At 65.2% G+C, this 19,846-nt stretch carries 15 protein-coding genes and 3 pseudogenes; 11 read left to right on the top strand and 7 right to left on the bottom strand.

All coding sequences use genetic code 11. The features are described 5' to 3' along the window. Positions 1-195: 195 nt before the first annotated feature. Entirely contained in the window at positions 196-945 is a 750-nt protein-coding gene (locus ACNJ7E_RS32560; RefSeq protein WP_418341844.1) for an IclR family transcriptional regulator, read from the top strand. 752 nt (positions 946-1,697) lie between these two features. After that, positions 1,698-2,702: pseudogene (locus tag ACNJ7E_RS32555) on the top strand (ATP-binding protein); the annotation flags it as partial. Positions 2,703-2,706: 4 nt separating this feature from the next. Here ACNJ7E_RS32555 and ACNJ7E_RS32550 read toward each other — a convergent pair. Beyond that, positions 2,707-3,282, bottom strand: coding sequence for a TetR/AcrR family transcriptional regulator (locus ACNJ7E_RS32550; protein WP_280780091.1), 576 nt, complete (start codon positions 3,280-3,282; stop codon positions 2,707-2,709). A 134-nt stretch (positions 3,283-3,416) separates the two neighbouring features. On the opposite strand from ACNJ7E_RS32550, the gene ACNJ7E_RS32545 reads away from it, so the two are divergent. From ACNJ7E_RS32545 to ACNJ7E_RS32525, 5 genes and pseudogenes are all read left to right on the top strand, one after another. Continuing rightward, positions 3,417-4,331 carry an alpha/beta fold hydrolase gene (locus ACNJ7E_RS32545; protein ID WP_280780090.1) on the top strand — a complete coding sequence of 305 codons (915 nt, stop codon included), beginning with the start codon at positions 3,417-3,419 and terminating at the stop codon, positions 4,329-4,331. Continuing rightward, the gene (locus tag ACNJ7E_RS32540) at positions 4,328-5,329 is read left to right on the top strand and encodes an NADP-dependent oxidoreductase (RefSeq protein ID WP_418341843.1); all 1,002 of its coding nucleotides are present in this window, start codon (positions 4,328-4,330) and stop codon (positions 5,327-5,329) included. Before ACNJ7E_RS32545 ends, ACNJ7E_RS32540 begins: the two co-directional genes overlap by 4 nt. A gap of 28 nt (positions 5,330-5,357) precedes the next feature. Further along, complete coding sequence (locus ACNJ7E_RS32535; protein WP_280780088.1) at positions 5,358-6,209, top strand: alpha/beta fold hydrolase; 852 nt, start codon at positions 5,358-5,360, stop codon at positions 6,207-6,209. Between the two features lie 43 nt (positions 6,210-6,252). After that, positions 6,253-7,071, top strand: coding sequence for an SDR family oxidoreductase (locus ACNJ7E_RS32530; RefSeq protein WP_418341842.1), 819 nt, complete (start codon positions 6,253-6,255; stop codon positions 7,069-7,071). Continuing rightward, positions 7,056-7,721, top strand: a pseudogene (locus tag ACNJ7E_RS32525) (NAD(P)/FAD-dependent oxidoreductase); the annotation flags it as partial. The gene ACNJ7E_RS32530 and the pseudogene ACNJ7E_RS32525, both read left to right, overlap by 16 nt. A 36-nt stretch (positions 7,722-7,757) precedes the next feature. Here ACNJ7E_RS32525 and ACNJ7E_RS32520 read toward each other — a convergent pair. The 6 genes from ACNJ7E_RS32520 to ACNJ7E_RS32495 form a co-directional block, all read right to left on the bottom strand. Further along, positions 7,758-8,171: a leucine zipper domain-containing protein gene (locus ACNJ7E_RS32520; RefSeq protein ID WP_418341863.1), complete on the bottom strand. Its 414-nt coding sequence runs from the start codon at positions 8,169-8,171 to the stop codon at positions 7,758-7,760. Positions 8,172-8,368: 197 nt separating this feature from the next. After that, positions 8,369-9,832 (bottom strand): benzaldehyde dehydrogenase, encoded by a 1,464-nt coding sequence (locus ACNJ7E_RS32515; protein ID WP_418341841.1) that lies wholly within the window; start codon positions 9,830-9,832, stop codon positions 8,369-8,371. Beyond that, complete coding sequence (locus ACNJ7E_RS32510) at positions 9,829-11,220, bottom strand: MFS transporter (protein WP_280780084.1); 1,392 nt, start codon at positions 11,218-11,220, stop codon at positions 9,829-9,831. The genes ACNJ7E_RS32515 and ACNJ7E_RS32510 overlap by 4 nt, the downstream gene beginning before the upstream one ends. Before the next feature lie 2 nt (positions 11,221-11,222). Continuing rightward, positions 11,223-12,305, bottom strand: coding sequence for an amidohydrolase family protein (locus tag ACNJ7E_RS32505; protein ID WP_280780083.1), 1,083 nt, complete (start codon positions 12,303-12,305; stop codon positions 11,223-11,225). Beyond that, complete coding sequence (locus ACNJ7E_RS32500; protein WP_418341840.1) at positions 12,302-13,888, bottom strand: aldehyde dehydrogenase family protein; 1,587 nt, start codon at positions 13,886-13,888, stop codon at positions 12,302-12,304. The genes ACNJ7E_RS32505 and ACNJ7E_RS32500 overlap by 4 nt, the downstream gene beginning before the upstream one ends. Further along, positions 13,885-14,589: a nuclear transport factor 2 family protein gene (locus tag ACNJ7E_RS32495; protein WP_280780081.1), complete on the bottom strand. Its 705-nt coding sequence runs from the start codon at positions 14,587-14,589 to the stop codon at positions 13,885-13,887. The genes ACNJ7E_RS32500 and ACNJ7E_RS32495 overlap by 4 nt, the downstream gene beginning before the upstream one ends. 164 nt (positions 14,590-14,753) lie before the next feature. Between ACNJ7E_RS32495 and ACNJ7E_RS32490 the strand changes: the two genes are divergently transcribed. The 4 genes and pseudogenes from ACNJ7E_RS32490 to ACNJ7E_RS32475 form a co-directional block, all read left to right on the top strand. Next, on the top strand, positions 14,754-15,527 hold the full coding sequence (locus ACNJ7E_RS32490) for an IclR family transcriptional regulator (protein ID WP_280780080.1): 774 nt from the start codon (positions 14,754-14,756) through the stop codon (positions 15,525-15,527). A gap of 128 nt (positions 15,528-15,655) precedes the next feature. Continuing rightward, complete coding sequence (locus ACNJ7E_RS32485; RefSeq protein WP_418341839.1) at positions 15,656-17,104, top strand: carotenoid oxygenase family protein; 1,449 nt, start codon at positions 15,656-15,658, stop codon at positions 17,102-17,104. 147 nt (positions 17,105-17,251) lie between these two features. Then, a pseudogene (locus tag ACNJ7E_RS32480) lies at positions 17,252-18,481 on the top strand (aldehyde dehydrogenase family protein); the annotation flags it as partial. A gap of 314 nt (positions 18,482-18,795) precedes the next feature. Further along, positions 18,796-19,846, top strand: a 1,051-nt coding sequence (locus ACNJ7E_RS32475; RefSeq protein WP_418341092.1) for an aromatic ring-hydroxylating oxygenase subunit alpha, incomplete at its 3' end; no start/stop codon positions are given.

Raw genomic sequence — 19,846 nt, 5'->3', positions numbered from 1 at the left:
GTCCGAATTCCTCCGGTTTGTTTTCTACAGATCGGAAACCTTGACAACGTACAGAAACGCAGTTCGGCGAGTTTTCCCGAAAATCCCGGTTGAACCGGACCTTCATTTTCCAGTTGATGGAAAGTAGGGTCTCCAGCATCCGGGCGTGAGAGCGCCCCCACATTCGGCCGACGGCCTCCACAGGAAGGATTGCTGGTGACCGACTCACGTGCCCCGGGAGTGCAGACGGTGACACGTGCGCTGACGATGCTCACCTGCTTCGACGGAGGTGAGGAGCTGGGCGTATCGGAAATCGCCAAGCGTCAGGACCTGGCGGTGAGCACAACCCACCGCCTACTCCAATCGTTGGTCGATGCCGGCTTCCTCGACAAGGACAAGACGTCCAACCGCTACCGGCTCGGCAGCGCGCTGGCCGCCTACGGACAGATCTCGTACCGCCAGCACCGCATCTACCTCTCCGAGCCCTATCTCGAGCAGCTGGCCGCGACGACAGGTGCGTCCGCGTCGCTCGCCATGCGACACGGCCACGACGTCGTCCTCCTGGGATTCAGCCGCTGGAGAGAGACAGACGGACACGTACTGCAAGGGGTGCGGCTACCGCTGCACGCCAGCGCACTCGGCAAGGTCTTCCTCGCGTGGTCCGACACCGACGACGAAGACATCGCATCACTGCCCCGAACGGCGACCACCCCACGCGCCATCACCGACGTGGCCGGCATCCAGGAAGAACTCGTCCGCACCCGCGAACGCGGATACGGTTTCAACGACGAGGAATTGACCCCCGACTTCCGCACGATCGGACTGCCGATCCGCGACTGCGACGGAGTCGTTCGTTTCGCGCTCGGCCTGCGCGGGCCCACCGAACTCATGATCGACGCGCGCATTCCATTCTTCGTCGACCTCGCCCGCGTCACCGCCGACGAGATCGCCGCAGTCCTGCTCTGAAGCGACGTCGCTGAGAGGTTGTCGCACATTAAGTCATCCCCGGCGTCCTGGTGACGGCCGAGACTGCAGCGAGGCACGCCGACAGCCACCACCTCGGATATACCCAGGACTCCTCGCATTGCACCCTGCGTCCCGAACCCCTGCGGTCGGAACGCGTCTGCGGTAGCGTCGTCTGCCTTCTCCCCGATCCTCCCCGGCGTCTGCTGGGCATGCGCACTGCCGGAGCCGGCCCGAGCCCAAACCCGAGACGTGGGCGCACTGCTGCCGGGTCGGTCAGTGCCGCGTAGTCCTCGACAATCTCACCGGTGACGGCGGTCTGGGTTTTCCTGCAGACCAGCACCCGGACGTCGCGACCGTCAGAGCCAGCCATCTACCGGTCTGTTGCCCCTATTTCGGTGACCTTGATGCACCTCTCGTTACATAGCGCGTCGACACCCTGGCGTTGCGGACCAGCCCTGCTGGTGCATGGCTCGGGTGGCGCCGACGGGGTAACCCGGCGACGGCCTGTGCGGCGAAGGCTTCGTTCCGTTCGATGGTGTCGATGTCGCCGGAGGTACGAATCGCGCTCCGAGACGAAGGCCACTTCCACGGTGGTCGCGACGACAAGTCGTGGCAGGATGCTGCCGAGGGTGATCTCATTCCTTGACGGACACGTCACACCGGTGACCACCCCCACTTTTCGCAGCCGGCGCCTTGATCACCTTCTGCCGTGTTCGAATCTCCGGCATCCCACACCTCCACGTACGTCTCAGGTGGCCCAGTTCGTGAGGATCAAAAACACAGCCGGTGCCGAATCTGCGGGAGCAGGGGATTCCCGACGATGTGTCCGCCGTGATCGCGCGGGCGATGTCCTGGACGCCCGATCAGCGTCCGGCTACCGCCTCCGACTTCGGGGAGGAATTGCGACGGCTCCAATATCACCACGGCTTTCCGGTCGACGAGATGGCTATCCGCGCGGACCCGATGCAGAGGTGAATACGAAGGTCCGTTCCCGAGGACCGGTGTCGCGCGGCCGACGTCGGTCCGCGGCTCCCTCCACGCCGGGTAGGACAGGAAGTCTGCCCCTGGAACTGACCGGTTTCACCGGCCGCCGACACGAACTCACCGAAACCAAGAACCCTGCTGACCGGCTCGTAACACTGACGGGGATCGGTGGGGTGGAGAAGACGCGCCTGGCACTGCAGGTGGCGGCACATGTACACCGCAACTACGCCGACGGTGCGTGGCTGGTCGAGTTGGGCGAGCTCCGTGACGAGTCGTTGCTGGTCGATGCGGTGGCCAGCGCATTGAGGGTGCAGGATCACTCCGCGAGGCCGTTGCGTGAAGTCCTGGTGCAGTTCCTGGAGACGCGGCAGCTACTTCCGCTGTTCGACAACTGCGAACATGTCGTGGACGCGGCGGCGGAACTATCCGAGACCCTCCTGCGCCTGTGCCCTCGGCTGCGGATCCTCGCCACCAGTCGCGAACCGCTCGACATCCGAGGGGAGGTGGTGCTCCGGGTCCCGCCGCTGGGCGTCCCCGATCCCGAGCGGAAGCCGACGTTGCGGGGGTTATCCAAATACGATGCGGTCACATTGTTCGCCGCCCGCGCCGCTGCCGCGGTTCCCGGATTCGAGCTCACCGACGAGAACGCGGTGACGGTGGCGGAGATCTGCCACCGCCTCGACGGGTTGCCGTTGCCGATCGAGTTGGCCGCGGCCCGGTTGCGGGCGATGTCGCCAGAGCAGATCCTAGAGCGGCTGACCGACCGATTCACTGCATTCAGTTTTCGATTAGGCGAAACGCGTTCGCGAGCCCGGCCGCGAGGATCTCATTGGACAGCGTCGGGTCCGACACCGCCCGCGACAACTGCAGGGTCCCGATCAGGCTCGACATCAGGCCGATCGCTACCGTTCGCGCCGCGGCTGTGTCATCGATGTGGGTACGACTGGCAACGACAGCGATCATCGCCTCGAGACCATCCGTGAACGATTCCTGCACAATCGGTTTCGACCGACTGATCTCGCCGAGCAGGGCAGCGGAGGGACATCCGTTCTCACGCTGGTCACGATGACTCACCGACAGATAACCCTCAATGTAGGACTGCAACGAGTGACCGTCGTCGGGTAGCGCCCGCAGAGCATCCAGCTGCTTCGTCAGCTGATCGGCCAAGACCACCGCGACGAGTTCGTCCTTCGACGCGAAATGCGCGTAGAACGCACCGTTGGTCAGCCCGGCGTCGGACATCAACGCACTCACGCCGGCCCCGTCGATCCCATCCTCCTTCAGACGTCGACCCGCCGCCTCCACCACCCGAGCGCGCGTCTGCGCCTTGTGCCCGCTGCCATATCTCGCCATGTCGATGATCCTCCATGCTGCCGCGTCCTTGCCCTACCGAAGTCTATCCGATAACCTTACGACCATAATAGTATGAGCGTAATTCAATCGGGCTCTCATAGGCCAGGCTCACTTCCTTCGGATAGAGGACAGACATGGCAACCAACCACGGCGCACCAGCCGACACCCGCACCTGGACCACGGTGCCGACCAAATCCGTCCTCGCCGGCGGCGTGAACTTCGCTTACCGTGAGCTCGGCCCCACGGGAGGCGTGCCCGTGGTGTTCCTGCACCACTTCGCCGCCGTTCTGGACGACTGGGACCCCCGCATCATCGACGGCATCGCCGCTCAACACCACGTCATCACGTTCGACAACCGCGGCGTCGGCGCGACCGACTCGAAGGTCCCCGCCAACCTCGAGCAGATGGGACGTGATGCGGCCACGTTCATACGAGCACTCGGTCACGACAGCGTCGACCTACTCGGCTTCTCCCTCGGCGGTGGGGTAGCCCAGATGGTCGCCCTGCAGAATCCGACACTGGTTCGGCGAATGGTGTTGGCAGGCACCGGCCCACGGGGCGGCGGCGGAATCGACCACATGCGCAGGATCGTCGGACGCGCCTATCTCAAAGCCGCCCTTGCCCGCAAAGATGCCCGACACTTCCTGTTCTTTCCACGCACGACCGAAGGCAAACGCTCCGCCGACGCCTATTTCGCCCGGCTCGCCGAACGTGCCATCGACCGAGACACACGCATTTCGATGCAGGCCCGCCTCGCGCAATTGAAAGCAATCATGGGCGGCGGGCAAGCAGCACCCGACGACCTGTCACAGATCACCGCGCCAGTGTTCGTCGCGAACGGCGACAACGACCTCATGGTCGCCAGTGAGCACTCCGCCGACCTCGCGCGGCGTCTTCCCAATTCGCAGTTGACCATCTACCCGAGCTCGGGACACGGCGGCATATTCCAATACCACCGCGAATTCGTCCCGGAAGTGCTCGCATTCCTCGGCGATGAGCCGCACACCGCCGCCGCGTCCTCCGCGACCAACACTGGCGATCAGTCGTGAAAGCCTTCGCCTTCGCTGCGTACAAGCGGCCGCTGCAGGAAACGACCGTGCCGGAACCGATCGTGGGCGACCATGACGTACTCGTCGAAATTCAGGCAGCCGGCCTCAACCAGCTCGACGAGAAGATCCGCATCGGCGAGTTCAAACAACTGCTCCACTATCCGACGCCGTTGACTCTCGGACACGATCTGGCCGGTACCGTCATCGGAGTCGGCGCCCGCGTTCGACAGTTCTCCGTCGGCGACGAGGTCTACGCGCGCCCCCGCGACGGCCGAATCGGCACCTTCGCCGAACGCATCGCCGTCCACGAGGACGACCTGGCGCTACGACCGACGTCGATCAGCGTGGTCGACGCCGCCTCACTCCCCCTCGTCGCGCTCACCGCCTGGCAAGCTCTCGTCGACAGAGCGAATGTGCAACCCGGGCAGAAAGTTCTGATCCACGCCGGTGCGGGCGGAGTCGGATCGATCGCGATCCAGCTCGCCAAGCATCTCGGGGCGAGCGTCGCCACCACTGCCAGCGGACGAAACACCGACTTCGTCCGAGAGCTCGGCGCCGACGTCGTCGTCGACTACCGCACCGAAGATTTTGCAGACGTTCTCGACGGGTACGACGTGGTCGTCGACAGCCTGGGTGGGGACAACCTCGAAAGATCACTGCGCGTGCTCCGGCCGGGCGGCAAGGCAATCGGTATCGCCGGCCCACCCGACCCCACGTTCGCCCGGACCGCCGGCGTCAATCCGATCGTTCGTCTCGCGATCACCGCCCTGAGCCGCAAAATACGCAGACAAGCCGCGAAAGCGGGCGTGAGCTACGAATTCCTTTTCATGCGTGCCAGCGGTGAGCAACTACGCCGCATTGCGGAACTCGTCGACCACGGCGCGATCCGTCCGATCGTCGGACGAACGTACCCCTTCCACGAGACACCGGAAGCACTCACGGCCCTCGCCTCGGGTGGCATCCGCGGCAAAGCCGTCATCACCCTGCCCACCGCCTGAACCCAGCGAATCGCCGGAGAACACCCCCATGAGCACCCAGAGCAATCGCGCCACCTACGCATCAGCCCCGACAAAGACCATCACCGCAGGCGGGAACACCTACGCCTACCGCGAATTGGGACCGAAAGACGGTATCCCCGTCGTCTTTTTCGTCCACCTGTCCGCCAACCTCGACAACTGGGACCCCCGGATCGTCGACGCGATCGCACGGAACCGCCACGTCGTCACCTTCGACAACGTCGGTGTCGGCGCGTCCACAGGGAAGGTCCCGGACACGATCGAGGCGATGGCCGCCGACGCCTACACCTTCATCACCGCGCTCGGCTTCGACACAGTCGACCTGTTCACCTTCTCGATGGGCGGTTTCATCGCCCAAGATCTGATCCTCGAGCACCCGCACCTGGTCCGCAAGCTCATCCTCACCGGAACAGGACCACGCGGAGGCAAGGACATCGACAAGGTCTCCCGAACGACCTACGTCGACATTCTGCGCGCAACGCTCGTGCGGGCCGACCCCAAAGAGTTCCTGTTCTTCAACCGCAACCCTGCAGGCAAGACCGCTGCGAAGGCATTCATCGGGCGTCTCCACGAACGCAGCACCGACCGCGATACAGCCGTCGGAATATCCGTTTTGCGAACACAACTCGCCGCCATCGAGAAGTACGGGCGCTCCGCCCCGTCGGACCTGTCACGCATCACCGCCGACACCCTCATCGCCAACGGCGACCATGACCGCATGGTCCCTACCCCACTGTCCGAAGATCTACGACGCCGCATCCCCGGCTCCGAACTGATCATCTACCCCGACTCCGGCCACGGCGGAGTCTTCCAGTACCACGACAAGTTCGCTCCCGTCGCTGTCGAGTTCCTCAGTCTCTGAACACTTCTCGGTACACACGCCCTTTTGGATCGGAGAACACCGCATGCCTTCAGTACTCGTCACAGGAGCCGGCCGAGGAATCGGTCTGGCCGTCACCCACCGCATGAGCGAAGCCGGGTGGACCGTCTACGCAACCGCCCGCTCGGAGTCGGCACTCGCCCGCCTCGACCAGCTGCATCACGTCCACGCGGTCCCGCTCGACATCACCGATCGAACGGCGATCGCGGCACTACCACGACACCTTCCAGCACGGCTGGACGCAGTGGTCAACAATGCCGGCATCATCGTCAGCGGACCGGTCGAAGGCCTCGCGATCGAGGACCTCTCGCGTCAACTCGACCTCAACGTAGTCTCGCAGATCGCCGTCACCCAAGCCGTCCTGCCGGCGATCCGAGCAGCACACGGCCGCATCGTGTTCATGTCCTCGGTCAGCGGCCTGATCACCACCCCCGGCACCGGCGCGTACAGCGCATCGAAATACGCGATCGAATCCCTCGGTGACGCACTGAGAATCGAACTGCGTCCGTGGAAGATCCCCGTCTCACTGATCGAACCCGGACCCATCCGTACCGACATGTGGGAGGGAATGCTCGACGACCACGACGCCATGACCGCGAAACTGAGCCAAGAAAACAGAGAACTCTACGCAGCGCACCTCGCCGGCAGCCGCAAGCTCCTGCGGCGAATGCAAAAGATCGCAGCTCCGCCGAAACGCGTCACCAAAGCCGTCCACCACGCTCTGACCTCACTGCGCCCCAAACGGCGCTACATCCTCGACACCGCCAGCCGCGTCCAAAAACTCGCCGTAGCAGTAACGCCAACACCGGTCACCGACAAACTCCTCGCCGCAGTGACGACGTGACCTCACTTCGGACAGATCGGGTGGGCGAGAAGTCCTACCACTCCCACACGGTGATCCTGGCCATGGGTTCGGCGGCCCGCTATCTCGGCGTCCCCGGTGAGCAGCGACTGATCGGGCGGGGAGTGAGCACCTGCGCGACCTGCGACGGCTTCTTCTTCCGAGAGCACGACATCGCGGTGGTCGGTGGTGGCGACTCGGCGATGGAAGAGGCAATGTTCCTTACGCGGTTTGCACGGTCCGTTACGATCATTCACCGCCGCCAAACCTTTCGCGCCTCGAAGATCATGCTCGAGCGCGCACGCACGAATCCGAAGATCCACTTCGAGACCGAAGTCGAGGTGGCTGAGGTGCTCGGCGACGGGACAGTGTCCGGACTTCGCCTCCGCGACGTCCACAGGGGCACCACACGCGACCTCGCGGTGACGGCCGTCTTCGTGGCCATCGGTCACGACCCGAGAAACGAGCTGGTGAAGGGCGTCGTCGACCTGACCCCCACGGGCTACGTCGAGGTGTCCCACCCCGGAACTCACACATCGGTGGACGGCGTGTTCGCCGTCGGCGACCTCGTGGACGACCATTACCGCCAGGCCGTCACGGCAGCGGGGACAGGGTGCCGCGCCGCGATCGACGTGGAGCGCTGGCTGGGCTGACCACGCCGGTTCGATGTAGCGCAGGAACGTTGGCGATCACTTCCATTGACAAGTCCAAGCTCGAGGCCATCCATTTGCCAGCACCCGTTGGGGGCGGCGCACTCGAAACTGCGGCGTGAACGGGGCTTCTTGCGTGGCTGAGGAACGATCTGGCCACACTCCCGTAGTACCCGGTACCCGGTACACTGTCGAGCGCGACGGGGTCGGGTCGAGTCCCTGGGCTTCGAGGCGCCACACGATCGAGATCGGGCCGTTGTCGAAGCCCTCGTCGTCGAGTTCCGTGCGGGCACGCACGATCGCCTCACGCACCTCGGGTCCGGTACCGGTCGGGCTGTGGTGTGGCCGGGTCGAGCGGGTGGTGAACACTGCGGCGCCCTCGGTGCGGAACCTGCCCACCAGGACGTAGAAGGTATTGCGGGAGATGCCCTGCTCTCGGCACAGGCGGGACACGTTCACCCGCGGTCCCGCCTGCGACGGCCGAGACCGTGGCCACGATGTCCGGATTCATCGAGAACCCTTTTTCCACCCAGGCCCGATTGTCACGGGCACGGGTCGTCAGTGTCCTCGATGTCCTGAGACATCAACCGTCCTGCATGTCCTGAACTCAGACACAACCATCGGTGATTGACAAGTGCTCACAAGGTTCGTCAGAAGGGGTAGGTCGGAAGAGTGGATTGTGCCGTCACCCACTGGGTTTCGGTGAACGTCTCGAGATTGGCTACGATGCCGCCGATTCGGCCACCGTTGCCGGAGGATCCGGTGCCGCCGAAGGGAATCACGGCCTCGTCGGCGACTGTCTGATCGTTGATGTGCACCAGCCCGGTCGGAATCCGCTCGGCCAGTTCGAGTGCGCGCATGGCGTCGCGGGACAGGATTCCCAGCGACAGTCCGTATTCGCAGTCGTTGGCGATCGCCACCGCTTCATCCAGCGTCGCGAACGTCGTCACCGGTGCAACCGGTCCGAACACCTCGTCGGCAAACGCCGGCGCAGAGGTCGGGACATCGGCGAGGACGGTGGGTCGGTAGAACAGGTCCTCGTAGCTACCGCCCGCCGCCAGTCGCGCACCGGCGTCGACACTGGCCCTGACGAGAGAATGCACTCGGTCCCTCTGTTTCTCGTCGATCAGCGGTCCGAGGGCCACCTGCTCGGTGAACGGATCGCCGACGGTCAGCCTGTCAGCACGTTCCACAAGGGCTGCCACGTAGTCGGCGGCGATCGATTCGTGTACCAGATGTCGCCCGGATGTCATGCAGATCTGGCCCTGGTGCATATACGAGCCGAATGCGCCGACCGACGCGGCCTTCTCGATGTCGACGTCGTCGAGCACGATTAGCGCGTTGTTTCCTCCCAGTTCGAGGTGGGCTCGTTTGAGGTGCCGCCCGGCGAGTTCGCCGATTACCCGGCCCGCGGCGGTCGATCCGGTGAAGGCGATCACGCGTACACCGGGATGGACCACCAGGGCCTCGCCGGTGTCGGCGCCTCCTGGCAGCACGCTCAACAGCCCCTTGGGGAGACCCGCCTCCTCGAAGATGCGGGCGAGCACGACACCACCGCAGAGCGTGGTGCGCGGGTCGGGCTTGAGGACCACCGCATTTCCGAGCGCCAGCGCCGGGGCCACTGCCCGGATCGCGAGGATGATCGGGAAGTTGAACGGCGCGATCACGCCGACCACTCCCACCGGGATGCGCCGGGAGAAGCTTATTCGCGGCTGCTCCGACCGCAGCACCTCGCCGTACGGATGCGCCGCCACGGCGGACGCGTTGTAGCACTCCTCCGCCGCCACGTGAGTCTCCAGTCCAGCCTTGGCTCCGATGCCGCCGCTCTCCCGGATCACCCACTGCTGAATTTCCTCGGCGTGCTCCTCGAGCAGCCGTCCCGCCCTCCTCAGCACGGCGGCGCGTTCCGTGAACGGCTTTGCCGCCCAGGCTTTCTGTGCCTCCACGGCCTGGGCGACCGCGGCATCGACGTCCTCGGGCGTGGCTCCGCCGACCGTGCTCAGTTGTTTGCCGGTGGCCGGTTCGATCACGGGAAGGTCCGGCCCGTGACCGGGTACCCAGGATCCCGCGAAGACGGCGGATTCCCAGACTGGAGTGGCGAGTAGCTCGGTCATCGTGTTGTCATCCCTTTCGTTTCTGAAGAAGCGCTTTCGGTATCCCGTACCACCAGTTCGCGATCCGGTGGCAGGTCGGTCGGCTGGCCTGTGACCCGCGATCGGGCGTGTACGGCGAACACCACTGCGGAGATACCCACCAGCACACCTACGAGCGCGTACACCGTGGCCGACGAGAGCATTCCGAGAAGATATCCGGCGGCAATCGGGGACAGGATACCGACGACTCGTGCCACGCCGAGAACGAATCCGAATCCGGTGGTGCGCACACGAGCCGGGAAGGCTTGCGGAATGACCCCGTAGTAGCCGCTGACTCCGGCGTTGAACATGATCCCCAGCGCCAGCGCGGCGACATAGGGGGCGGAACCGGTGGCGATCGAATAGGCCATCACCGCCGTCGCGACGGCCGCCAGCGCGAGCACCACCACTGTGAGGGGCCGGATGCGCGTGATCCCCGTGAGCAACCCGAACCCGACGCATCCGACGATGCCGCCCAGCGGGAGCAGCAAACCCACGTTGATGCCGGTCTCGGCGGAGCCGGTGGCCTGGGTGATCAGTTGCGGGGTCCACCCGAGGATGAAGTAGAATCCGGCCATCAGCGCAGCGAACCCGATCGTGAGCAACACCGTGGAGCGAGCGGTACCCCGCGTGAACAGGTCCGAGTAGCGGCCTTGTACGGGTGGCGGTTCGTCGGAGACTGCCGCCTCGCCGATCTCGGACAACGGACGTCCCATCCGCGAGGCAAGTCGGTGCAGTCGCCGAACGGATTTGTCGTCCCGGCGGGTGACGAGGTAGTCGAGCGATTCGGGCACCACGGCGACGGCGACGGCGAGAACCACCGCGGTAGCGGCGGCGCCGAACAGGAACACCGCTCGCCAACCGTGGGCAGGGATGAGGTCGCCTGCCAGGAGTCCGCCGAGCACACCTCCCGCTCCGTTGGCGGTGGCGAACAGTGCCATGGTCAGTCCGAGCCGGCGTCGCGAGGAGTACTCGGCGATGATGACGCCCATCGTGGCCATCACACCGCCGATCCCGACGCCCGTGATCACCCGGGAGGCCAGGAGGTGTTCGAAACTGCCGGCCACTCCCGAGTACAACATTCCCGTCGCGGCGACGGCGAGGCTGCCGAGCGCCACGATTCGGCGGCCGTAGCGGTCGGCTATCGGTGCCAGAATCAGCGAACCCATCGCCATGCCCGCGGTGGATGCGCTCAGTGCGTAACCGAGCGTGCTGGGCGAGATACCCCATTCGTCGGCTACGTAGTGCGCCGAGAAGGACATCGCGATCACGTCGAAGCCGTCGACGACCATGACGGCGAGACAGACTGCGATGGTGATGATCTGGAATCGGCTCATGGCCGAGTCCTTGATGTCGTCGAGAATGTTCACAATCAGCTCCCGAGAGAAAGCGAGTGAGGTGCGCCCGCGGTTGTGGGTGTCCGTAGTCCGAATACGTCAGTGGCGATGGTTTCGAAGAACGCCTTCTTCTCTTCTTCGGAAATCGGCAGGGTGTCCTGTGCTCTCACCTCTTCGGCGACGAACTGGTACGGGTAGTCCATGGCGTACATCACTCGGTCGGCTCCCACCACCTCGCGTGCGAAGAGAATGGCGGGCTGCCAAGGCATTCCGCTGGTCGTGAGCCAGATGTTGTGCCGAAAGTACTCACTGGGCTTGCGTTGCAGCGGACGGATCGCGTCGTAACGGCCGGCAGCGACCTGAGCGGCATGCATGTAGTCGATCCGGTGAAGCCAGTACGGCAGGGCCTCGCCGAGATGCCCGACCACAAGTTTCAGCTTCGGGTACCGGTCGAACAAGCCGGAGGTGATCAACTTCAGCAGGTGCATGCCGGTCTCGACACCGAACCCGAAGATCGCGCCGTCCAGGCCGGACTTCTGGAGAGGACCGATCATTTCGTTGTTCGGCGTGTTCGGGTGCAGGTACACCGGGACACCGAGGTCCTCGGCGGCCTCGAAGATGGGCTGGTACTTCGGCTCGTCGAGGTAGCTTCCTGCTATGTGGGAGTTCGCGATGATGCCACGAAGTCCGAGATCGCCTACGGCACGATCGAGTTCCCGGACTGCCGCGTCGGGATCCTGGAGGGGCAGCGCGGCGAGCGCAGAGAACTGGTCCGGGTGACGACGACACGCATCCGCGAGGCGGTCGTTGGTGACTGTGGCGATCTCGCGGGCTGCGGCGGCGTCCAGGACGTTGGTGCCCGGGGAGGTGAGCGCGAGGATCTGGTGGTCGATGCCGGTGGCGTCCATGTCGGCGAGCCGTTCGTCGCCCAGGTCCTGCAGCCGGCGGCGCACGGCAACCGGTTTCGGGGCACTACTGCCCAAGTAGAAGCCCATGAGGGATTCGAAGCCGCGGTCGCCCGAGCTTCCCGAGTCGAGCAACCTGCGGTACAGATCGAACAGTTCGGGCGGGGCGTATGCCTCTTCGGTCGCGATCCGCCGGTACCCTGTGTCGGTCACTCGTCCGTCCCTTCGATCGAATGCGGTGTGGTCCTGCGGAGGTGATCCCAGCGGGCGATGCCCGGCAGATCCGCCGCGGCATCGGCGAACCTGATGATGGCGTGCTCCTCGGTACACGCACTCAGCGAGTACTCACCATGGGTGCGGCCGAGGCCGGACTGTTTGATTCCTCCGAACGGCGCCGACGGGACGGATGCGCCCAGCCTGTGCACGTTGACGAACGTGCTGCCCGACTCGATGCGCCGCGCGACACTCCGGGCGTGGTCGAGGTCCTGCGACCAGACCGAGGAGGCGAGACCGAAGTCGGTTCCGTTGGCGGCGGCGACGGCCTCGTCGTCGCTGTCGAACGGCAGGATCGGGATCACGGGGCAGAACTGTTCGGTGACCACCAGTTCGGCGTCCGGGTCGAGTCCGGTGACCACGGTGGGAAGCACGTAGTAGCCCTCGTCCCACCGTGCGGAGCCCGCGATCCGCCCCATGCTGCGCACGTGTGCGCCGGCGGCACGGGACTGGTCGATCAACCGGTACGCGCGGCGGTACCCGTCTTCGGTGGCGAGCGGCCCGAAGTCGGCGGTGGGGTCGAAGCCGTCGCCGACGACGATCTGTCCCGCCAGGTCGGTGTATGCGGTGACGAACTCGTCGAAATGATTGCGATGCACATAAATTCGCTTGACGTTGAAGCAGATCTGGCCGGCACAACCGAGGCTGCCTGCAACCAGCTCCCGGACCATCGACTCGTCGACAACGGCGGATTCGAGCACCACCGCGGGGTCGTTGCCCCCGAGTTCCATGGAGACCTTCTTGACCGTCGCCGCACTCGACCTCATCACCTCACGCCCGCCGGCGATCCCGCCGGTGAAGAACACACCCCGGATGTCCGGGTGCGACGTCAGGGCCGAGCCCGCAGTTGTACCGTCTCCGGGGACCACTGTGAGCACACCGTCGGGCAGCACGTCCGCCAGCGCGGTGAGCAGGGCGGTAAGACCGAGCGGGGCGACTTCGGGCGGCTTGACCACCACGGTGTTACCTGCGACCAGGGCAGGCGCGATCGCGGTGAAGGCCAGGTGAACGGGGGTGTTCCACGGGGAGATCACGGCGACCGGGCCGAGCGGAACCCGTCGGACCAGCACCTCGGCGGCACCGCCCGCCCCGGGAGCACCGCCGAGATCCACCACCCGTTCTGCGGCCCCGGCATAGGAGGCGAATTCACGCAGAAGGCGTCCGGCTCCCCCGGCATCGCCCCGCGATTCGCCCAGCGTCTTGCCGATCTCGAGAGTCAGCAGCGTTGCGATGCGCTCGACGAGGCCGTCCGCAACTCCTGCAGCGCCAGTCATCAGTTCCGCACGGCGGTCCGCCCCGAGGTCACGCCAATGAGGAAATGCCTCACGAGCCGCCGACACGGCCCGGTCGACGTCCCCGGCCCCGCAGCGTGCGTAGCGGCCGACCACCTCGCCGGAGCGGGCGGGATTGATCACCTCGCCGTAGGTGAGCGAGGTGGGGACGCGCGAGCCGGACGGATCGGCGGTCCTCCACCGGTCGGGTATCTGCTCCCGGAAATCGGCGGCGGCCGACGGTGTGCTCACGACTGCCAGGCCTCACCGGTGACGGGGTGGGCGTAGTGGAACCCTACGACGTCCGTGTTCGGGAACAGCTCGTAACCGGGAACGATCTCGTCGGGTCCTACCGGGTCCTGCGGAAAGGTGACGGTGGGAATCACCTGGCTCATCGGCGGGGTCTGCGACCAGCCCCTGCCGTAGTCGGCGTGCCAGAACGGCCGGTAGTCGAGCCGCTTGATCTTCCACACCCCGTCTTCGCGGACGTACTCGTTCTCGTACAGTGCCCCCTCCCACCACTGCTCGTACGAGGTCTTGCCGGGAAATTCATCCCGGACGGACTCGTGCACGCCGGCCTGCATGATGCAGCGGAACCGACCGTGCGCGGCAGTGCCGTCGGGATCGACCGTCACGACGTCCTGCAACTGCGGATGATCGAGAAGAAACCCGCGAACCGGGCCGTTGTGGCCCTGAGTGAATCGCTCCCGGAAGCGCTGCAGGTAGAGGCGTTCGATCCCGGTACGGCCCCGGTAGATGCCACCGCAGAACACCGCCTCGGCGTCATCGCTGAACAATTCGGTCACCTCGGAGTACAGGCACTTGTCCAGGTAGTAGCCGTACTGGTGCTGCAATCGCCGCACCGCCAGCTCACCCTCGAGCACGTCGACCCGCCGGGCCAGGCGCGCGACGGTGTCTTCTATCCGAGGGGCGAGAATCATCGTCTCGGTCATGGTCGTCCTCTTTCCCGAAGGGCTGGCACCCCGGCCCCCGAAAGCCGTGGACCGGCGCACTGGCATCATGTTCATGTGATGGTGATCACCGAATTAACACCGCGAAGCGGAGCCGACTCAAGGTTGCGACCTGCCGATTCCGTCATGTGGGACAGTGCGGCACGATGACCCAGCTCAACCCCCGTAAGGAAACGTCGACGTCGGCCGAACTCGCCCTGAGGGCAGTACTCCTCATCGCCCAGCGCGGACAACTCACGGTCAGCGAGGTCGCCCGGGAACTGGACGTCGCGTCGTCGACGGCGCATCGCATTCTCACCAATTGCCGCCGCACAGGCTTCGTGCGGCAGGACAACCATGGCGGCCCTTACGTGATCGGTCCGGCGATGCACGAGATCGCACTCACGGTGACCGGTTCCCGAAACCTGCGCGAAGCAGCAGGATCGGTATTGGAGGAGTTGCACGCGGACATCGAGGAAGCAGTCGCGTTCTACGTTCTCGAGGGCAAGTACGCACGAGTGGTCCAGAGTCTGCCGAGTACGCGGATGCGCCCCCCGGCACAGGCACTGGGAAAGCTGTTTCCCGCGCACTGCACCGCCGGCGGCAAGGCCTTGCTGTCGCAGGAGTCGCCCGAACAGCTGCGGCGGCGGTTTCCGGGCGGACTGCTCGCCCGGTACAGCGAGCGGTCGATCACCGACTGGACGGCGCTGCTCGAAGACCTTGCCAGGGTCCGTCAGCGCGGTTGGGCCGTGAGCGTCGGCGAGTTCGAACCGAACATCACCGGAGTGGCCGCTCCCGTCGTGCTCTCCACAGGCGCTGTCGTGGGGGCGGTGGTGCTGTCGGAACACGGATCGCGGCTGCACACGCGGTCGGAGATCGAGGCGCTGGCGCCGCGTGTCATGGAAGCCGCAGACACGATCACCGCGCGGATGCGGAACTGAGCGTCGACCCTCCGCTGCGTTCCACATGACGGAATCGGGCGACCGGAACCTTGGCCCGCCTTCGGGACTGGTGATTGCGTGTGCGGGATCGCGAACGATCTCGCGTCCGGAATCCACAGGAGACACTCATGGTCCGCTTCCCCGTCACCGAAGACCCGTTCGAGGCTCCGATGCGAGTCGAGGCCGATATCACCGACCTCGAATGCACACAGGGTGAGGTCCCCGAGCACCTCGACGGCACGTACTACCGCGTGGTGGTGGACCGCCACTACCCCTCGTTCGTGGACCACGATCTCGCGCTGTTCAACTCCGACGGCATGGCGATGTCGTTCTCGTTCCACAAGGGCCGCGTGGACTTCCGATCCCGATATGTACGGACTCCCCGCTTCATCGCCGAGGAGAAGGCCGGCAAGTCGCTGTTCGGCGCATATCGCAACAGCTTCACCGACGACCCATCGGTGGCCGGGATACGGCGCGGGCTCGCGAACACAAATGTCTTCTTCCACGGCGGTCGGCTGTACGCCTCGAAGGAGGACAGCCCGCCCATTCTCCTCGACCCCGTCACGCTCGAGACGCTTGGCGAATACGACTTTCAGGGCGCGCTGACCGCGGAGACCTCCACCGCGCATCCCAAGATCGACCCTTGCACCGGTGAGATGGTGTTCTTCGGATACGCCGCCAAGGGCGAGGCGACACCGGACATCGCCTACTACGAGGCGGACTCCGGCGGGCAGATCATCCATGAGACCTGGATCAAAGCCCCCTACTCGTGCATGATCCATGACTTCGCGGTGACGCAGAACTACGTCGTCTTCCCCGTCGTGCCGCTGCGAAGTAGCAGCAACTGGATCGAACAGGGCAATGCCCAGTTCTTCTGGGATCCCGACGAGACGGTCTACCTCGGCGTCCTCCCACGCAAGGGCTCGGCGAAAGACCTCCGCTGGTTCCGTGGTTCCAACCGCTTCGCCAGCCACATCATGGGCGCCTTCGACGACGGCCGCTATCTGCACATCGACGCCCCGGTAGCCGAGACCAACTTCTTCCCGTGGTTCCCGGACATGACGGGTGCACCCTACGACCCCGAGCGAAGCAAGACGCGACTCTCGCGCTGGACCATCGACCTGTCGGGCACGTCGGAGGGATTCACGGAGCGCCGACTTATGGACGCGGCAGGTGAGTTCCCCCGCATGGACGACCGGCGAGAGACCCTGGACTACAACTGGGGCGTGCTGGCGATCAACGATCTCCCTGGTAGTTGCAGGTCAGGTGGCGGGTTCCGGTGGGTCGGCACGGTCGACCTCCCCACCGGACGCGGCCGCTTCTACGATCCCGGCGAGAACTCGACGGTCAGCGAGCCGATCTTCGTCCCCGGCCATCCAGACCAGGCCGGCCAAGGCCAGGGATATGTGTTCGTGGTGGTGGCGCGCCGCGACCTGATGCGCAGCGACCTGGTGATTCTGGACGCCCAGCACGTCGACCGGCCGCCCGTCGCGACGCTGTCACTGCCGATCCGCATCAAGTCCGGACTGCACGGCAACTGGGTCGGCGCCGACGAGCTGGCGGGCCGAACCGTGTAATCCCGAGACAGCGGATCGAGGCGCCGGAGGCGCACACCTACTCGGGAGCCTGGTCGTCGGGCTCGACCCCTTCCACCTGCTTCCGCTCGGACGAGTTGCCCGCGATGCCCTTCGCCTCGCATTCGGCCACCAACCGGTCTTCCATGCCATCGACGAGGTCTGCGATCGCTGGTGCTCCGGGAAGCGCTGATCGTGCCGACCCGGATCACCTTCATCACGCTCCTTCCGGGGTTGGAAACTCATGTGGCCGCCGAGGAGTGCTACAACGCACCCGCACTCGCCGCACACCCGTATGGCGAGGTGCTGCGTTCGGAACAGCCGAGATTGAGCACCTCGCGCCGAATCCCGGTGGGTGTGGTGTGTGTGATCGCTCCGTTCAATTTTCCGATCATTCTGTCGATCAGAGCGGTGGCGCCGGCGCTCGCGCTCGGCAACGCAGTTGTTCTCAAGCCGGACCCGCGCACCGCACTCTGTGGTGGGTCGTGCTCGCCCGGATCTTCGAGGAGGCCGGTCTCCCCGAGAGTCTGCTGAGCGTACTTCCCGGCGGCGCCGACACCGATGAAGCCCTGGTGGCGCATCCCGACGTTCGGGTGATCGCCTTCACCGGCTCCACTGCGGCGGGCCGGGCAATCGGCGAGCTGGTCGGACGGCACCTCAAGCGCGCGCATCTCGAGCTGGGCGGCAACAATGCTGATCGCGCTCGACGACGTCGATATCGACAAGGCGACCTCGGTGGGGGCATTCGGTTCGTTCATACACCAGGGGCAGATCTGTATGACGTCCAGGCGGCATCTGGTCCAACGAGTCGATCACCGCCGACTATGTCGCTGCTCTCGCCGAACGCGCAAACAAACTCCCCATCGGCGATCCGTTCACCGAGCAGGTCGCTCTCGGTCCGCTGATAGATGAGAAACAACGGAACCACGTCCTTCCCTCGTCACTGACAGTGTGGCGATCAGGGCACAGCTGGCAGCAGGCGGCACTCATGACGACCTCTTCTACCGGCCCACCGTTCTCGCCGACGTCCCGACCCACACACCGGCATTCGCCGACGAGGTGTTCGGCCCGGTGGCACCGGTGACCACCTTCTCCCCCCTCGATCAGGCAGTGGCAATTGCGAACGATTGCCAGTACGGGTTGCCACTCGGCATCCTCTCCAACAACGCCATGCGAGCACTCGAACTCGCCGAACCCATCCCCACTGGGTTGGTTCACATCAATGATCAAACCGTCGCCGACGAAGCAGTCATCCCGTTCGGCGGCACCGGACCCTCCGGCAATGGCGCGCGCATCGGCGGCGTCGCCGCAAATCTCGATGCATTCACCGAAACACAGTGGCTAACAGCGCAGTCCACCCTGACTATTTATCCGTTCTGATAATGCTGCGCCGGCCGACCCAGCACGGCGGCCGGCGCCGCGACGGGCGAAAGCAAGTCGACCAAAGAACCCTCGACAGCATTCCCCCGGAAATCCCACCGACAAGGATCCGCAGGGACAGACTCGAGAAATGTTCACCCACTGACGGGCTGACTCCGGTTGCCCGAGGGCGACACAGAGGTAGCACCACACGAAACCTTCCGGCATCCGGAAATGGGCCTCGCAATGCGCACGGGGCATCGACACACTCACGTGAAAGAACTTATACGGCCGCCTTTCTCGGCCAGTACACGAACCTGCTAGTGGAGGAAATAATGTCCACGATCGCCCGCAACCAGTGGTACGTCGCAGCCTACGGCCGTGAGGTCGGACGCGAACTGTTCTCGCGCACCATCTGCGAGGAGCCGATCCTGTTCTGGCGGACCGAGGCCGGCGAGGCCGTTGCGATGAGCGACCGGTGCGTGCACCGCCGGTACCCGCTGTCCGAGGCACCGAGCCGGCTTGACGGCGACAAGGTGGTCTGCGGCTATCACGGTTTCACCTACGGCAGCGACGGTGGCTGCGTGTTCGTGCCCGGCCAGGCGCGCGTTCCCCGCACCGCCCGGCTGAAGTCGTACCAGGTGGTCGAGCAGGACTCGTTCGTGTGGGTCTGGATCGCCGACCCGCAGAACCCCCAGCAGGGCGACCCCGCCCGCATCCCCCGCGCACCGTGGATGGATTCCCCCGACTACACCGTGGTCAGCGGCATGGAACCGATCGACTGCAACTACGGCCTGCTCGTCGACAACCTGATGGACCTGTCGCACGAGACGTACCTGCACGGCGGTTACATCGGCACCCCCGAGGTAGCGGAAACCCCGATCACCACGGAGATCGACGAGGACCGAAACGTCATCTACGTGTCCCGGCACATGGACGACGCCGAGTGCCCGCCGTTCTACTCCAAGTCCACCGGCATCGAGGGACGCATCACCCGCTGGCAAGACATCGAGTACACGCCCCCGTGCCTGTACCTGCTGCACAGCCGCATCGCCCCGATCGGCGCACCGCTGCCCGGCGACGACGGCTCCGACCCGCACGCGTTCCACAGCGAGATCGTGTACGCGATCACCCCGTCGACGGAGAATTCCACCCTCGACTTCTGGGCCGTGGCCCGCGACTTCGCGGTCGGCGACGACGCCGTCACGACGTTCCTGGCCGAGAACAACCGGACCGTCGTGATGCAGGACGTCGTAGCGCTGAACATCCTGCAGAAGGCGCTCGACACGGAGAAGGACGGCTACCAGGAGCTGTCGATCAACATCGACGCCGGCGGCCTCGGCGCACGCCGGATCCTGAAGAAGCTGGTCGACGCGCCGCAGGCCG

It is taken from the genome of Rhodococcus mengyinensis (assembly GCF_048381435.1).
In the GTDB taxonomy this organism is placed as follows: Bacteria; Actinomycetota; Actinomycetes; order Mycobacteriales; family Mycobacteriaceae; genus Rhodococcus_F; species Rhodococcus_F opacus_D.
The sequence above is the reverse complement of the archived record's forward strand: the minus strand, read 5'-3'. Positions and strand labels throughout refer to the sequence as shown.

Coding starts and splice junctions, on each gene's coding strand:
- ACNJ7E_RS32550 (WP_280780091.1), bottom strand. CDS start 3,282: ATGGCGAGATATGGCAGCGGGCACAAGGCGCAGACGCGCGCTCGGGTG.
- ACNJ7E_RS32545 (WP_280780090.1), top strand. CDS start 3,417: ATGGCAACCAACCACGGCGCACCAGCCGACACCCGCACCTGGACCACG.
- ACNJ7E_RS32535 (WP_280780088.1), top strand. CDS start 5,358: ATGAGCACCCAGAGCAATCGCGCCACCTACGCATCAGCCCCGACAAAG.
- ACNJ7E_RS32530 (WP_418341842.1), top strand. CDS start 6,253: ATGCCTTCAGTACTCGTCACAGGAGCCGGCCGAGGAATCGGTCTGGCC.
- ACNJ7E_RS32515 (WP_418341841.1), bottom strand. CDS start 9,832: ATGACCGAGCTACTCGCCACTCCAGTCTGGGAATCCGCCGTCTTCGCG.
- ACNJ7E_RS32495 (WP_280780081.1), bottom strand. CDS start 14,589: ATGACCGAGACGATGATTCTCGCCCCTCGGATAGAAGACACCGTCGCG.
- ACNJ7E_RS32490 (WP_280780080.1), top strand. CDS start 14,754: ATGACCCAGCTCAACCCCCGTAAGGAAACGTCGACGTCGGCCGAACTC.
- ACNJ7E_RS32485 (WP_418341839.1), top strand. CDS start 15,656: ATGGTCCGCTTCCCCGTCACCGAAGACCCGTTCGAGGCTCCGATGCGA.